Annotated in this window: 16 protein-coding genes; 7 read left to right on the forward strand and 9 right to left on the reverse strand. The window is 68.9% G+C overall.

The genetic code is table 11. The features are described from left to right. Window positions 1-18 precede the first annotated feature (18 nt). From M9952_10925 to M9952_10940, 4 genes are all read left to right on the forward strand, one after another. Window positions 19-564 (forward strand): DUF4112 domain-containing protein, encoded by a 546-nt coding sequence (locus M9952_10925; GenBank protein ID MCO5313430.1) that lies wholly within the window; start codon window positions 19-21, stop codon window positions 562-564. Window positions 565-757: 193 nt separating this feature from the next. After that, window positions 758-1,459, forward strand: a complete 702-nt coding sequence (locus tag M9952_10930; protein ID MCO5313431.1) for a hypothetical protein — start codon at window positions 758-760, stop codon at window positions 1,457-1,459. Then, window positions 1,446-2,582: an ATP-binding protein gene (locus tag M9952_10935; GenBank protein ID MCO5313432.1), complete on the forward strand. Its 1,137-nt coding sequence runs from the start codon at window positions 1,446-1,448 to the stop codon at window positions 2,580-2,582. The genes M9952_10930 and M9952_10935 overlap by 14 nt, the downstream gene beginning before the upstream one ends. Next, the gene (locus tag M9952_10940; GenBank protein MCO5313433.1) at window positions 2,579-3,217 is read left to right on the forward strand and encodes a response regulator transcription factor; all 639 of its coding nucleotides are present in this window, start codon (window positions 2,579-2,581) and stop codon (window positions 3,215-3,217) included. Before M9952_10935 ends, M9952_10940 begins: the two co-directional genes overlap by 4 nt. 118 nt (window positions 3,218-3,335) lie before the next feature. On the opposite strand, the gene M9952_10945 is transcribed toward M9952_10940, so the two are convergent. Next, window positions 3,336-4,277 carry a hypothetical protein gene (locus M9952_10945; protein MCO5313434.1) on the reverse strand — a complete coding sequence of 314 codons (942 nt, stop codon included), beginning with the start codon at window positions 4,275-4,277 and terminating at the stop codon, window positions 3,336-3,338. A gap of 46 nt (window positions 4,278-4,323) precedes the next feature. On the opposite strand from M9952_10945, the gene M9952_10950 reads away from it, so the two are divergent. Continuing rightward, the gene (locus M9952_10950) at window positions 4,324-5,226 is read left to right on the forward strand and encodes a hypothetical protein (protein MCO5313435.1); all 903 of its coding nucleotides are present in this window, start codon (window positions 4,324-4,326) and stop codon (window positions 5,224-5,226) included. Window positions 5,227-5,258: 32 nt separating this feature from the next. On the opposite strand, the gene mnmA is transcribed toward M9952_10950, so the two are convergent. Together mnmA and M9952_10960 are read right to left on the reverse strand one after the other, a co-directional pair. Then, complete coding sequence (gene mnmA, locus M9952_10955; GenBank protein MCO5313436.1) at window positions 5,259-6,341, reverse strand: tRNA 2-thiouridine(34) synthase MnmA; 1,083 nt, start codon at window positions 6,339-6,341, stop codon at window positions 5,259-5,261. A gap of 68 nt (window positions 6,342-6,409) precedes the next feature. Further along, window positions 6,410-7,630, reverse strand: coding sequence for an aminotransferase class V-fold PLP-dependent enzyme (locus tag M9952_10960; GenBank protein MCO5313437.1), 1,221 nt, complete (start codon window positions 7,628-7,630; stop codon window positions 6,410-6,412). Between the two features lie 74 nt (window positions 7,631-7,704). Here M9952_10960 and M9952_10965 point away from each other — a divergent pair, with 74 nt between their 5' ends. Further along, the gene (locus tag M9952_10965) at window positions 7,705-8,505 is read left to right on the forward strand and encodes a class I SAM-dependent methyltransferase (GenBank protein ID MCO5313438.1); all 801 of its coding nucleotides are present in this window, start codon (window positions 7,705-7,707) and stop codon (window positions 8,503-8,505) included. Next, window positions 8,495-8,959 (forward strand): SRPBCC family protein, encoded by a 465-nt coding sequence (locus M9952_10970; protein ID MCO5313439.1) that lies wholly within the window; start codon window positions 8,495-8,497, stop codon window positions 8,957-8,959. Before M9952_10965 ends, M9952_10970 begins: the two co-directional genes overlap by 11 nt. On the opposite strand, the gene M9952_10975 is transcribed toward M9952_10970, so the two are convergent. The 6 genes from M9952_10975 to M9952_11000 are packed head-to-tail and all read right to left on the reverse strand — an operon-like array spanning window position 8,939 to window position 15,037. Then, window positions 8,939-9,847, reverse strand: a complete 909-nt coding sequence (locus M9952_10975) for a rhomboid family intramembrane serine protease (protein ID MCO5313440.1) — start codon at window positions 9,845-9,847, stop codon at window positions 8,939-8,941. The genes M9952_10970 and M9952_10975 overlap by 21 nt on opposite strands. Window positions 9,848-9,897: 50 nt before the next feature. Then, complete coding sequence (locus M9952_10980) at window positions 9,898-11,295, reverse strand: hypothetical protein (protein MCO5313441.1); 1,398 nt, start codon at window positions 11,293-11,295, stop codon at window positions 9,898-9,900. Between the two features lie 2 nt (window positions 11,296-11,297). Continuing rightward, complete coding sequence (locus M9952_10985; protein ID MCO5313442.1) at window positions 11,298-12,905, reverse strand: hypothetical protein; 1,608 nt, start codon at window positions 12,903-12,905, stop codon at window positions 11,298-11,300. Window positions 12,906-12,942: 37 nt separating this feature from the next. Next, complete coding sequence (locus M9952_10990) at window positions 12,943-13,773, reverse strand: enoyl-CoA hydratase-related protein (protein MCO5313443.1); 831 nt, start codon at window positions 13,771-13,773, stop codon at window positions 12,943-12,945. Between the two features lie 17 nt (window positions 13,774-13,790). After that, entirely contained in the window at window positions 13,791-14,765 is a 975-nt protein-coding gene (gene meaB, locus M9952_10995; GenBank protein ID MCO5313444.1) for a methylmalonyl Co-A mutase-associated GTPase MeaB, read from the reverse strand. A gap of 8 nt (window positions 14,766-14,773) precedes the next feature. Further along, complete coding sequence (locus M9952_11000) at window positions 14,774-15,037, reverse strand: NifU family protein (GenBank protein ID MCO5313445.1); 264 nt, start codon at window positions 15,035-15,037, stop codon at window positions 14,774-14,776. Between the last annotated feature and the right edge of the window lie 34 nt (window positions 15,038-15,071).

Genomic DNA, 15,071 nt, shown 5'->3' on the forward strand with positions numbered 1-15,071 from the left:
CTGGGTAATGTCCGCGCCGTGACTTCCGGCCACGACGACTCACCGCTCGTGCTCCTCCGCTCGACCAGAGCGTTGCCGATCGCCGTCCCCGAGGACGCCCCGGCCGAGGGGTTGGTGCCCTGGTACGTGCGCCGCTTGGCGTGGATGCTCGACGACTCGATCCCGGTGGGGACGAGTCGACGCGTCGGCATCGACGGGTTCCTCAGCTTCATTCCCGGGTTCGGCGACGCCGCCGGATTCGGATTCGCCACGGTCGTCGTGCTCGCCGGGGTTCGCGCCGGATGCAGTTGGGTCACGGTGCTGCGCATGACCGTCATCGCGCTCATCGAATCGACCCTCGGGCTCATCCCGTTCTTCGGCCCGGTGTTCTCCTTCGCCGTCAAGGCCAACAACCGCAACCTGCGGGTGATCGAACGCGACCTCGCCGACCGGGAGGCGACCCGCCGGGAGAGCTGGAAGGTCCTCATCGCGGTCGTGGCGATGTTCGTGTTGACCGTGGCCGTGTTTGTGGCGGGCATCGCGGTGTTCACCTGGGTGGTCGTCGACTGGCTCTTCGGCGGTTAACCGTCCGACGGCGCAGGTCGTCCCAGCGCGGCACAGCGTGACGCGCGGCGCGGCGCGGCACAGCGCGGCACAGCGTGACGCGCGGCGCGGCACATCGGGGAGCCCCCAGGCGGATCTGGGGGATCGCCCCGATGGTGGTGTGCCCGTTCGAGGTCGATGGTGATCGGGAGAACTCACCCACGGAGGACCCACGATGAACTCGACCACCACCCAGCCGAACCCGACGACCTCCAGGAGCACCGGACAGTGGCTGGTCGACCAGCGCAACGCCGGCGCCACCCCCGAGGAGATCGCCGATCTGCTCGTGCGCGCCGGTTGGTCGGCCGACGCCGCCGCCGACACGGCGCTGAGGTCGCTGCGCAGCGTCGATCGCCACCGCCTGCTGTACCACGGGCTGTGTTGGGGCGCCGGCCTGGGTTCGCTCGCCCTCGGCAGCGCCTTGCACCTGGCCATCGCCAACCCACAGCACCTCGACGATCGGACCACCATGGCGCTTGCCATCACGGTGGCCATCGTCCTGCTCCCGATCGCCGCCACCTGCGGCTACTTCGTGCACCGGGTCGAACACGAGGACCGCTTCGCCGTGTTCTCCCCCACTCGGCGCACCCTCTTCGGCTGGCTCGCCGGCTGCACCGCGGTCGTCGGGATCTCGCGGCTCATCACCTACCTGTACCAACTCGTTTCCTCCCTCGTGGGGGCATCGGGTGAGGACCTGGGAATCGATGCGATCGGCCAGGTGGCGGTCACCCTCGTCATCGCCGTGCCGCTGTTCGCCTGGTCGATCGTGCAGTGGCGCCGCTCGAACGTCGCGTTGCGTTCCCTCGGCCGCAACGTCGGCGACGGGCCCGGCCTGGGCAACGGCCACGAGTACCTTGGCGGAGGTGATCAACGGTGAGCGAGCGGACCCACGACTACGAGAACTGCTCGTCGGAACGGGCGCGCTGCGGGTCCTCACCCTCGTTTGGAGCACCGTGGTCACCATCATCGACGCCCGCTCCGGCGTGCTCGGACGAACCGGGGTGGCGTTCGGCGGGCTCCTGGTCATGGCCGCGTGGACGGCGTGGTGGTTCCGCACCCTCGCGGTCTCGCCGACGAAGCTCACCACAGCCCCGTCGATGGCGATCGACCTTGGGGTCGCCATGGCGGTCACCGCCGCAGACGCCTGGGTGTATGCGGGCGACCACCCCCAGAGCTACGGATCGGCCTGGCCGATCGCGGCCGTGTTGAGCATCGGTGCGACGGCGGGCATGTCCACCGGAGCCCTCGCCGGGTTGGCCCTGGGCGTGACCCGAATCGTGGCGGCGGCGATCGGCGACGCCACCGGGGGTGCCTGGTTGGCGCTCACCGGGTCCGTGCTCCTGGCCGTCATCGCCGGTGTCGTCGCGGGCTACGTCAGCGGTCGGCTCCGGCGCGCCGAATCGGAGGTCGCGCTCGCCCGGGCGCGCGAGGAATTCGCCCGCGACCTGCACGATGGCGTGCTGCAGACCCTGGCCGTCATTCAGCGACGAAGCGACGACGACCAACTCGTCGCGTTGGCCCGGGAACAGGACCGCGAACTGCGTGCATTCATCGGCGACACCACGACCACGACACCGTTGCCGACCAATCTCGTCGCAGATCTGCAACGCGCCGCGGCTCGTGTTTCCGGGCGCGAACTCATCGAAGTGAATGTCGTGGTGATCGATGCCCCCGACGGACCCGACCCACGTCACGAGGCACTCGTCGCTGCGGTCGGCGAGGCGCTCACCAACGCTGCCAAACACGGCCGCGCAACGGTCGTGACCGTGTGTGTCGACGCCGACGAGGACACGCTGACCGTGACGATCAACGATGACGGGGTCGGGTTCGACCCCGTCACCACCACCGAAGGGGTCGGACTGACGCGTTCGATTCGCGGCCGACTCAACGACGTCGGGGGCACCGCGACGGTGCGGTCCCGGCCCGGACACGGCACCGAGGTCGAGCTGCGCGTTCCGACATCGGCGGCGCCGCGCTCCGCCCGAGAGGAGACCAGATGACCGACCGGTTGACCCGATCGCTTCGCATCGTCATCGCCGACGACCACGAGATCTGGTTGTCGGGCCTGCGAGCCGACCTCGGGCAGTACTTCACCGTGGTCGCCGCGGCCAACGACGCCACCGAGGCCATCGAGGCCATCCGACGAGAACGACCCGACCTCGCGCTCGTCGACCTGCACATGGGCGGTGGGGGCGGCCTCGCGGTCGTGCGGGCCTGCGCCGCGGAGGTCCCCATCGTCATCCTCACCGTGTCGGAGGCCGAGCGCGACCTGCTCGACGCCGTCGCTGCCGGAGCGGTCGGGTTCCTCACCAAGTCGACACGGTCCGAGGACCTGCGCATCGCACTGCATCGCGCCGTCGACGGCGAACCGGTGTTCTCGCCCCAGCTCGCCGCACTGGTCCTCGGAGAGTTCCGACGCCTTGCAACGTCATCGCCGCCCGAGCAGGCGCTGTCGCCGCGCGAACGCGAGATCGTCGGGCTGGTGGCACGGGGGCACCCCTACCGCACCATCGCGGAGGAGCTTTTCATCTCTCCCAAGACCGTCGAGAACCACGTGCGCAACATCATGGCGAAGCTGCACCTGTCCCGACGCCACGAACTCATCCGCTGGGCGGTCGACCGCGGGATCGAATAGCACGACCCTTACGCGCCTACGGTACGACCCTCACGCGTCTACGGCGCAGTGCTCACGAGACTACGGCGCAGTATTCATGCGCCTACGGCACAGTATTCATGCGCCTACGGCACAGTATTCATGCGCCTACGGCGAAGCGCGCCCCGGTGACCTGATGGAAGACCCGCTGGGACAGCTCGTTGGTGAGGCGCAGCACCCGTTCGGTCTGGCTGGCGCCGAACGCGTGCAGGTTCGCCGCCGGGGTGATGATCGAACGTTCGCGAAGCTGGAGCGGGTCGAGCCCCGCCATTGCCAGCTCGGCCCAGATCTCCGACAGCCGCCGCCACAGACGATCTGAGTTCGGCCCCAACGGCTCGTCGACCGGCACCGCACCCCATGCGATGAACCCGCCCTCGTCGAAGAACCGCTGCAGATCGGCGGCGGCCGAGTCGAGGCGTGCACTGATCGGTGCGCCGAGCACCCGGATGCCGGTCCGTACGAGCAGCCCCCAGTCGGCGCGGCCACTGACCTGAATGCCGACGAACGCCCGCTCGGCGATCGCCTCCACGACGCCGCCGACGAGACGGTCGATCGCCGCGGGCGACATCGGAAACGTCGGGTGCATCGAGTTCGACAGGCCCGGCTCTTCGAAGAACAACATGACCGGAGCGTCGGGCAGGACCTGCGCCGCCATGTCGAGGATCACCCCGGCCCATTCTTCGACGTAGTCGCGAGCCAGCCGACTGGCCTCGTCCCCACTCACCCCCGCCCCGAGGAGTCGCAGGCCAACCGTCACCGGACCGGTGAGCGACATGACCACCGGGTCGACCCGTCCGCGCAGGCTCTCCAGAAATGCCCGTGCACCCGCCAGCGAATCGGCATCGCGATCGCTGACGTAACCGGCGGTACCGGCAAGCAGTTCCGCGGCTTCAGCTTCGAGGACAACGGTGGGTGCTGCGGGAAGATCGGGAACGAACTGCGTCACCATCGCCGCCGCGTCGCGGGCGCTCAGCTGCGGCAGTGCGCCGATGACCGTGGCCAATCCGGCGGGTAGCGACATCTGCAGCGGACCAACCCCCATCCGTCCTGCTTAGCGATGCCGCCGGATTCTTTGCAAGTCTGTGGCAATGCGATCCCACCCCATCGTCTGGCTCCTGCGCGTCGCGTGGCTGGTTCTCCCCCTCACCCTCGGCACCGTGATCGAAGACGCACTCGATGGCCGCTCCACCCCCGTCGTCGTGGTCACCGCAGTGCTGTCGTGGACGCTGTGGGCCCTCGGTTTGGGAGCGGCGCTGGTCACGGTGCCCGCAGCGCATGCGGTCCTGCGCTGGGTCGTCCCCATCGCCCTGGTGGCGGGCATCACATCGATGCTGATGAACCGTCCCGACACGGGGGAACGGGCCGCCGCGAACGCCTTCGGGGTGATCGGCCTGATCGCCGCCCTCGTCGCCACCGCGTGCGCGTTCGCCGGTGTGCTGGCCAACGAGTACGCAAACGGCGCTGCCTACGGCGACGAACGGCGCTTCGCCCTTCGCATCCCCGCAGGATTCCTCCTCGGGCCCATTCCCGTGTTCTGGGCGGCGACCGCCGGAGGGCTCGTCGGCGGTCCGATCCTGTTGGCGGCGCAGGCGTGGCTCCCCGGAACGTTGACGTTGATCGTCGGCCTCGTGGCCGCCCCCGTGGCAGCTCGAAGCTTCCTCGGGCTGTCTCGGCGATGGCTGGTGTTCGTGCCGGCGGGGGTCACCCTGGTCGACCACCTCGCGCTGAGCGACCCCGTGTTGTTCTCCAAAGCCCGCATCACCCGGTTCGGACCGGCCTTCACCGACACCGTGGCCAAGGACCTCACCAGCAACGCTGCGGGCCTAGTGATCGAGCTTGCATTCGACCAGCCGCTCGACATCTCCGTGCGCATCGGGCGAGATCAGGCCGAGGTCGAACTCGTGCGGGCGGTGTTGATCACCCCGGTGCGCCCGGGCGCCGTGATGCAAGAGGCCGCACGCCGGGGTCTGCCCACCTCCGCGCAGGGATGACGACTCAGTGATGACGACGCAGAAATGACGGCTCAGCGGGCGACGACGCCGCCGGCGATCACCTCGGCGCCGTCGTAGAGCACCACGCTCTGTCCGGGAGCGACGCGTCGCTGCGGCTCGTTCCAGCCGATGGTCAGCGACGCCGCCGGCCCCGATGCGGCGACCACGGCGGGCGCCTCACGGCCGTGCGCCGAGCACTGGACCCCAACCGCCCGGCCGACGAGCGCGTCGCCGGCTGACGACGCATCGGCGTACACGACCTCCGCGAGTTCGACCCGATCGCTCAACAGGTCCTCAAGCCCGCCGACGGTCACGACCTGGGCCGCGGTGTCGACGTCGAGGACGTAGCGCCGACCCCCGGGTCCGCCGACGTCGAGCCCCCGCCGTTGACCGATGGTCACGAGTTCGATGCTGTCGAGTTCCCCCACGCGCTGACCGGAGGTGTCCACGACCGTGGCCGATCGCATCGGAATCCGCTCGCCGAGAAACACGCTGCGCCCGCCGGTCGACTTGGCGATGAAACACACGTCCTGGCTGTCGGGCTTGGCCGCGGTGCGCAGGCCCAGTTCCTCGGCGAGCGCCCGAACCTGAGGCTTGGTCATCTCGCCGAGGGGAAAGATCGTGCGGGCGAGCGCCGAGCCGACCAGCGGGTACAGCACATAGCTTTGATCCTTGCGATCGTCGGCACCGCGGGCGATGCGAAAGTGGTCGCCCCGCTGGACCCGGCGGGCGTGATGCCCGGTGGCCACGAGGTCGAACCCCAGGGCATCGGCGCGACGCAACAGCTTGTCGAACTTGATGTGACGGTTGCACTCCACACACGGATTGGGAGTGCGGCCGGCAACGTGGTCGGCCACGTACGGTTCGACGACGAACTCGTCGAACTCGTCGCCGAAATTGAAGACGTGGTGGTCGATTCCGAGCTGCTGGGCGACCCGTCGTGCGTCGTCGACATCGGAGACCGAACAGCACCCCGAGTCGCTCTGCCCGCCCCAGAGCTTCATCGTGACCCCGACGACCTCGTGGCCGGCGCGCTGCAACAGCGCTGCGGCGACCGAACTGTCGACGCCGCCGGACATGGCAACCAGGATTCGCGAGGGATTCGAAGCGCTCACCGCCCCATTGTCGCGCCTCGAGGCTCGCCGGCCGCGATCGGCCGCCGATGGGATCGATGGAGATGGGATCAATGGCGATGCGAGCGGAGTCGGCGCACCGAGTCGATCACCGCGTCCGCGGCGAGGTCGACCTCGGAGTCGGTCGTGGTGTGACCGAGGGACAACCTCAGCGATCCCCGTGCCGAGTCGCGTCCGATCCCCATCGCCTCGAGCACATGGGAGGGATGCTGCGCGCCCGACGCGCACGCGGAGGCGGCCGAGGCGGCCACACCGGCGGCGTCGAGCAGGAACAGCAACGCCTCGGACTCGACGCCGTCGAAACAGAAGTGGGCGAACCCCGCCGCGAGGTGAGCGGGATCGATGCGAGCCCCGGTCCACGACACCCCCGCGCCGTCCCCGGCCGCTTCCCCCGCGCCATCCCCAGCCGCTTCCCCGCCGGCCGCACCGAGCCCTGCCACGACGCGTTCGACCAGTCGGTCGCGCAGCGCCCTCAGACGTTCGACCTCGGCGTCGCGCTGCGCGTCGGCCTCTGCGGCGGCGGCCGCCATCGCCGCGATCCCCGCCACGTTGTGGGTGCCGCTGCGCCACTCTCGCTCCTGGCCTCCCCCGATGTGTTGGGCCACCAGCGACGTGCCGCGACGGACCACGAGTGCTCCGACCCCCTGGGGCCCACCGAACTTGTGCGCCGAGACGCTGAGCAGGTCGATGCTGCGGCCGATCTCGCGCAGGTCCAACCACATGAGACCCTGCACCGCGTCGGTGTGAACGGCGGCGCCGGGCGCCAGGCGACGGACGATCTCCATCGCCTCACCTACCGGTTGGAGCGCGCCGACCTCGTTGTTCACCGCCATGATGCTCACCAGCGACACCCGCTCACCCGCGCGACTCGCCTCGGTGAGGCGCGCCTCGAGCGCGTCGAGGTCCAGGCGGCCGTCCGCGCTCACCGCGAGGGTCTGCCCGCCGACCCGCCGCACCGCCTCGAGCACCGCGGGATGCTCGACCGCCGAACACAACGCCAGTCCGGGCACCGCGGCGACGCGGCCGAACACGGCGAGGTTGTCCGATTCGGTTCCCCCGGAGGTGAACACGACATCGCCCGGGTCGGCCCCGAGCACCCCGGCGAGCAGCTCGCGGGCGTCGTCGACCGCGGCGCGGGCCCGGCGGGCGGCGCGATGGGTTCCCGAAGCGTTGGCCGCTGCGATCCCGTCCGGGTCCGACATGAGGCGTGAGGCGACACTGCGCATCGGCGTCGATGCCGCATGATCGAGATAGACCTCCGGGGCGTTCACCTTGCAGAGGTTAGGACCCGGCGACCGCGTCCCCGGCACCCCGACGTTGCCGTGGCATCTGTCAGACTGACGCCGTGGATGTAACTCACGACGCTGCCATGTCGCCGCCGGATCCGACCCGTTACGGCAGGAGCTTCGCGGACGTCTACGACGACTGGTACCACGAGTTGCCCACCGACGACCTCGTTGGTTTCATCCGGTCACGGGTGCCGGCGCCGGCGGCGGTGCTCGAACTCGGGGTTGGAACCGGACGCGTCGCGCTCGCGCTGGCGAGCGCCGGCTATGAGGTCACCGGCATGGACTCGTCGGAGCAGATGCTCGAACGGCTCGCGCTCAACGATCCGCAAGGTCGCGTACGCCCCCTCCTCGCGGATGCCGCCGACCCCAACGCCCACCCCCGAGCCGATGTGGTCGTCGCCGCGCTCAACATGATCTTCAACCTCACGACCAGGGTCGCTCAGACCAACTGCCTTCGAGGGTGCGCCAAAGCGATCGGCTCCGACGGAATCCTCGTCACCGAGACCATCGTGGCGGCGAGGCTCACCGAACGGCGCACCGAGTTGGTCACCCGTTCGGTCGAACCCGGGCGCGTCGTCCTCATCGCCACCGACGCCCGGCCCGAGACGCGCCCCGGCGCAGGAGCCGCTGGGGAGGCGGACCTCGGCGCAGCGCTCGTGCACGGCAGCCACCTCGAGTTCACCGACGGCGGGGTCGCGCTTCGCCCCTGGACGGTACGCACCATCAGCCCCGCGCATCTCGACGAACTGGCCACGACCGCCGGCCTCGAACTCGTCGAACGATTCGAAGATTTCGCCGAGAACCCCTTCGACGACGGGTCCCGCTCACAGGTGTCGGTGTATCGCCGTGCCCGCTGACCGCTTCACCGTCTCCCAACTCGTCCGCGCCCCCGCCGATGTGGTCTGGGACGACCTCGCGCACATCGATCGCCACGTCGACTGGATGTACGACGCCGCCGACATCACCTTCCACGGCGAACAGCGACGCGGCGTCGGCACCACCTTCGACTGCCTCACCGTCGTGGGTCCGCTGCGCACCGTCGACCGCATGGAGATCACCTCCTGGGTCGAGGGCGCGCAGATCGGGGTTCGCCACGTCGGCCTCGTCACCGGCGAAGGGGTCATCAGCGTCATCGACGCCGGCCCGTCACATTGCGTCGTGAGCTGGACCGAGCGCCTCCGGTTTCCGTGGTTCGTCGGCGGCCCGGTCGCAACGTTCGCGGCCCGCCCCGTCATGGTCGCCATCTGGCGATCGTCGCTGCGGAAGCTCGCGGCCCGATGGCCCAGTGCGCTACCCGACGGCGAGCAGTAGCGACGCCACGAAACACACCGCGCCCAACGCTGCCATCGAGCCGAGCACCGCCCAGTCGTTGCCCACCCGTTGTTGACGCGCTCGGCGATCGCGAGCCTGATCGGGGTTCACCCCGAACAGCATCGCACCGCATGCGGCGCCGGCGAGCAGACCGCCGACGTGACCACCGATGGAGATCCCCGGCACCGTGAAGGTGATGAACAGGTTCAACAGAATCGTGCTGCCGATGCCGCTGGCCATCGGGCTGATCCCGCGGCTCAGGCTCAGCACCGCGAAGGCCCCGAAAATGCCGAAGATCGCGCCCGAAGCCCCGACCGTCGGAGCCGCGTCGGACAGAAGCATCACGCCGAGCGATCCGCCGATCAACGACACGGCATAGATCAACCCGTAGCGAAGCGGCCCGACCACCTTTTCGAGAAACGTCCCGATCGAGTACAGCGCAAACATGTTGAACGCGAGGTGCATCAGGTTCGCATGCAGGAACCCGCTCATCACGAGGCGCCACCACTGCCCGCGAGCGACGAACGGTTCGTACAGCACCCACTCCTGTGACAATGCGCGGGAGTTCACCCCGATGCCGGCCCGGTCGATGAAGAAGATCGCAATGTTGACCGCGACGAGCGTCAAGGTCAGATACGAGGTCGGGGTGAGGTCGCGGGCGCTGATGGTCCGAGACCCGGCCGCACCTGCTTTCGCACAGTCCGGGCAGTGAAACCCGACCGACGCACTCACCATGCACGACGGGCAGATCGGACGGTTGCAGCGCTGACACGACACCCCGGCCCGGCGGTCGTGATGTCGATAACACACCCGATCGGTCGCCGGGACTCCTCCGCCGAATCCAGCAGATGACGGCGGTCCGGGGGGAAACGGCGGAGGCGACGACATCGTCACAGCCTACCGATCGTGCGTGCCCGGAATTGGGCGGTGCATCAGGGTCACCAACGCAACCGGATCGGGGTGTCGATGAGGCCGTCGACCGACTCGAGCGGCAACGAGACCAGCTGATGGCCACGCAGCGTCGACACGACCAGATCCCGGATCGACAACTCGAGCTCGAACAACGTCAGCAGCGCGTCCCGGGCGATTCGTTCCACCGGCAACAGGCGGTGCACCGCGTCGTTGGAGGTGTAACCGGCGATCAGCGCGTCGGCGGCGCGCTCCTCCCAGGCGTCAGCGAGGACCCGCACCTCGCGACGGTCCGCCTCGAGTTCGAGCGCCGCCGGGGTTCCCGGCTCCGGTTGCTCATCAGGGTTGATCGCTGCGAGCGCGTCCGCAGCAGCGGATCGCGCCACGGTGCTGCATCCGTGCAACAGCCCGGCCAAATCAACCAGCGGCGACAGCGGCCGCGACTCGAGTTCGAGGTCGGATTGCGCCCGGCATCCGAAGCGGTGAACCAACCACCCGGAGCGGATCCGTTCGACATTGCTCAGATCGAGGTTGTTGTGCACCCGGATGAACCCGCCGAGGTCATCCGCGTACACCAACCGCGACAGCGAATGCTCCAACACATCCGCCGCCTCGTCCGACAGCTGACGAGGAAGCCGCTCGACCAGCACGTCCAACAATGCCTCGCCATCGCCGACGGTGACCCCGTACTGCTCGGCCAACTCGACGTGCATGTCGGCCAGATTGCGACCCAACAACGCGAACGAATCCATCACGTCGAGCGGGTTCTCACGGGGCTGACATCGGCGACGCAGCAACTCCCGCGCCGATGCCTGTGCGATCGAAACGCCGAGATCACCGCGTTTGGAGCGACGCCGAAGGTTCGCCAGATCCGTGTCGCCGCGCCGCCACACCGCCGCGGGCGGACAGGTCACCGACAGCCCAGCGGCGGCCAAGGCACCGGCCAGATCGACGTCGGGGTGCTTGCCGAGCTGCACCCGCCGATACAGGGTCAGATCGAAACGCGATCCGAGTTCGATGTTGGTAACCCAGGGTCGTTCGAAGATCCGGGTCGGCACCTCATCGGTCATCGTGTCGCTCAACCGCTCCACCACCGCACGCGCAGCGACGGGGTCGAGCAACGCGTCGTAGGCCATCAACGGGGTTCCGCCGGTCGGCACCTCGCCGATGACACCGCGGTCGGGCACCGACGCCGGAACCGATGCTGCAAGCGCCACAAACATGTGCACCAGCGACGGCGCGGCGTCGATGACCACCTCGACCGGGACCCACAACACGATCGGCCAGCTGCGGCGCAGCGCTTCGGTCCGCACGACGGTGAGTTCGTCGATCTCGTTGAGACGCGCGTCGAACCAGGCCTGCGAAGGCAACCATTCGCGCAGATGTGCGCCGAGTGTGGGGATGAGTTCAGAGGTGTCGAGGCTCACAGCTATCGCTCGAGCGTAATCTCGACGAGCCCCGAGGTGAGGGGAACCGATTCCGAACGGGTCCACACCCCGTTCAATTTGGCGTAGCCGAGGCTGTAGGGCGTGAGTTGGCCGATGAAACTGAACGACTCGTCAAAGCCGGAGTCGATAACGCGGATGACCCCGGACACGAAGTTGCTGCCGGTCGCCCGAACCACGTCGAGTTCGAACCGCCGGGCGGCATCGGCCTCGTCGATCACGACGATGTGGCTTCCTTCGCCCTCGTTCACCTCGAGTTCTTCGGCGAGCGACTTCTCGGCGGCCTGCATCTTGCCGGAGTATTCGATCGCACCGGTGATCTCGATGCCGACATGGACACTGCGCAGCAGGGCGCGGTGCTCGCGCACGACGTTGCCCGCCACCGCCCGCTGGGTGACGGTGCCGTCGGCCACGCTCACATCGAGGTACGGTCCGCCGCAACTCACCTCGGTGCCGACATCCTGGCAGAGCGGATGGCTGACGATCTCCGAGTCGAGGCTCCACGAGAAGGTCCCCGCCGCAAAGGTTGCACCACGCACATCGGAGGTGAGCATCGTCGGATCGGTTCCGTCGGAGTTGAGCCTCCACATCTGCGAACAATCAGGACCGGCCCCGAACACGAGGTAGCGACCATCGGGCGACATGGACGGCGCACACACCCGCTCGTTGTCGAACACCAGGTCGGACTTGGTCGGGTCGCGAAGCGACATGCGAACGAGCTGCTCGACCCCGCGAACCGACCGGGACACCGCGAACACGTAGCGCCCGTCGGGGCTGAACATCACATCGTCGAGCTGGAACGGGCTCGACAACAGGTCCTGACCGCCGGGCACGACCAACGCCGCGGTGTAGGGCGCACCGGTATCGGGGTCGACTGAATCGAGATACACCACCGGGTCGAGCGGCGACACGACCTGCGAGCGGGTGCGTCGGTTGACCGGATCTCCGAAGGCGATGTTGATCGGTTCGCCCGAACCGTCCCCGGCGATGAGGGTGGCGCCACCGGATGCGGTCTCATCGCCGGTCGCCCACGAAATGGCGCGGGACTCGACCCTGCCGGGCGTTGGTTCGGCGAGGTAGATCACGAACGTGCCGGTCGCATCCCAGCCCAGGATCCGATCCGATGCATCGGCGGGAACGACGGCATCGGTGGCGAGCACCGTGGGGGCGGCCCCGTTGATCGGGGCGACGACCAGTGCGCCGTCGCGGCGTACGTAGGTGATGGCGTCGCTGCCTGGCTGACGCCACGCCAACGGGGCCAACCCCTCGCCGTTCGTCGCCGCGTCGCCGCCGATCTTGACCGGTTCGGTGCCGTCGCTGTTCGCCACCATCACGTCCCCGGCCGAGGTGGCGTAGGCGATCTTGCCCGGTCCGCCGCCGTCATCGGTGCGCGGCGGCTCCTCAGGGGCGGCGACCGTGGTCGTCGGCCGCGGGGCCGTGCGCGCCGGCTCGCCGTTCGTTGCGACGACAGCGATGATGACCCCGACGAGCGCGACAACTCCGGCGAGGACGGCGACGATGACCGGTCCGCGCCGACGCGATCTCGTTGGGCTCGTCGCGGTGGAGACGTCGCTCCCCGGCAGTTCGGACATGGCCATCAGTATGGGTGGTCGAACGCGACGGGTGCCATCAAGCGTTTCGGTCGATCTCGCCGAAGTCGGCGTGCCCCGGCCCTGTCGCTAGGAACGACGTCACGCCGACGGCGGCATCGGGGGTGGCGAACACCTCGACGAACGCGTCCTGTTCCAACTCGAGGCCCGCCTCCAGGGTCCCGTCGAGGCCGGTGTCGATCGCCCGCTTGGCGATCGCCAGCGCGTTTGGCGCCCCGGCGGCGAGTTGCCCCGCCAACTCGCGGGTGCGCCCAGCGAGCTCCTCGGGTTCGACGACCTCGTTGGCCAGGCCGATTCGGTATGCCTCGGCCGCGTCGACCTGTCGCCCCGTGAACACCAGGTCCTTGGCGATCGAGGGTCCGACCAGACGGGCCAGCCGCTGGGTTCCCCCTCCACCGGGGATGATCCCCAGGAGGATCTCGGGCTGGCCGAACCGCGCCCTGGTCGACGCGATGCGAAAGTCGCACGCCAGCGCCAGTTCACAACCGCCGCCGAGCGCGAACCCGGAGATCTCGGCGATCGTCGGTTGGGGCAGGGCCGCGATCGCATTCAAGGCCGCCAGGAACGCCCCTCCGATCTCGCGGACCCGCTCGGGGCCGGCGACCGAGGTCTGCGACGCGTCGTCGTCTTGCACGAACTGGGTGATGTCGGCGCCGGCGGCGAACAGCTTCGGGCCACCGGTCACGATCACCGCCCTGGCGCCTGACGATGCGATCGTCGCAGCATGGGCCTTGAGTTCTTCGAGGACCTCGACCGACAAGGCGTTCACCTTGCCGTGTTGGAGGGTGATGGTGGCGATGGCGTCGGAGTCGATCGACAGCGCGACGAGTGGTGAGGTGGGGTCAGGCACGGGCCAAAACCTAGCGTTCAGGCCGGCCCCAACATGGAGTCGGCCGCGGTCCACGGGTCGAGGCGTCGAGCGAGCACCTCCTCGCGCACCGCGTCGAAGGCTGGCCCCGACCCCAGCGACGCCGCACGCTGTGCGAGCTGAGCCGCGACGATCCCCCGCAGTTCGGTCGCGGTTCTCCCCCGACGGCGACGCTCGCCCTCACCGGAGCGCTCCAGGTGGCGGCGATGCGCCCAGATGGCATCCCACAGCTCCCCCACCCCCGCCGCCGACGTGGAAACGGTGGACACCACCGGCGGGCGCCAGCCGTCCTCGGGCCGCAGATTCAGCATCTGTTCGACGTCGGAAACCGTCTCGGTCGCTCCGGCCCGATCGGCCTTGTTCACCACGAAGACATCCGCGATCTCCATGAGCCCCGCCTTGTTGGCCTGGATCGCGTCGCCCCAACCCGGATTGAGGACCACCACGCACGTGTCCGCCGACGCGACGATTTCCACCTCGACCTGTCCCACGCCCACGGTTTCGACCACCACGACCGGGAATCCGACCGCGTCGAGCACCCGTATCGCCGAAGGGGTCGCCAGCGCCAACCCACCGAGGTGGCCTCGGGTGGCCATCGAACGGATGTAGATCCCCTCGTCGAGGGTCTGATCGCCCATGCGGATGCGATCGCCGAGGATCGCGCCACCGCTGAACGGGGACGACGGGTCGATCGCCAACACCGCAAGGCGTTCGAGGTCGGACTCGGTGCGAGCGTGGGTGCACAACGCGTTCGTCAGCGTCGACTTTCCCGAACCCGGCGCTCCGGTGATTCCCACCGTGTAGGCGGTGCCACCGAGTGGGTGAGCGAGCCGGCCGACCGTGCGGGCATCGGGTCCGCCGCGCTCTACCAACGACAGCAGGCGAGCGATCGCCGCACGGCGCCCACCCCGAGCCTCGTCGAGGAGCGCGGCGATACGTTGCTGCTGTGCGGCCGATGCCGCGTCGTCGCCCACGGAACCGATTACAACGACACGATCGTGCCGGTCTCGACCGTTTCCTCGCCGAGTTGACGCACCTCGGTCACACCGGGGACACGATCTTTCATGATTCGCTCGATTCCGGCCTTGAGGGTCACCGTGGATGCCGGACAACTCACACACGCACCCGTCAGCTCGACCGTCACGACGCCCGCGCCCTCGTCGACCTCGATGAGGTTGACGTCGCCCCCATCGGCCTGGATGGCGGGCCGGACGATCTCGATGACCTCAAGCACCTTGTCTCGCACGTCAAACTCCTGACTCGGACCTCGGCGCTCCAGC

The organism is Microthrixaceae bacterium (assembly GCA_023957975.1).
Lineage (GTDB): Bacteria > Actinomycetota > Acidimicrobiia > Acidimicrobiales > Microtrichaceae > JAMLGM01.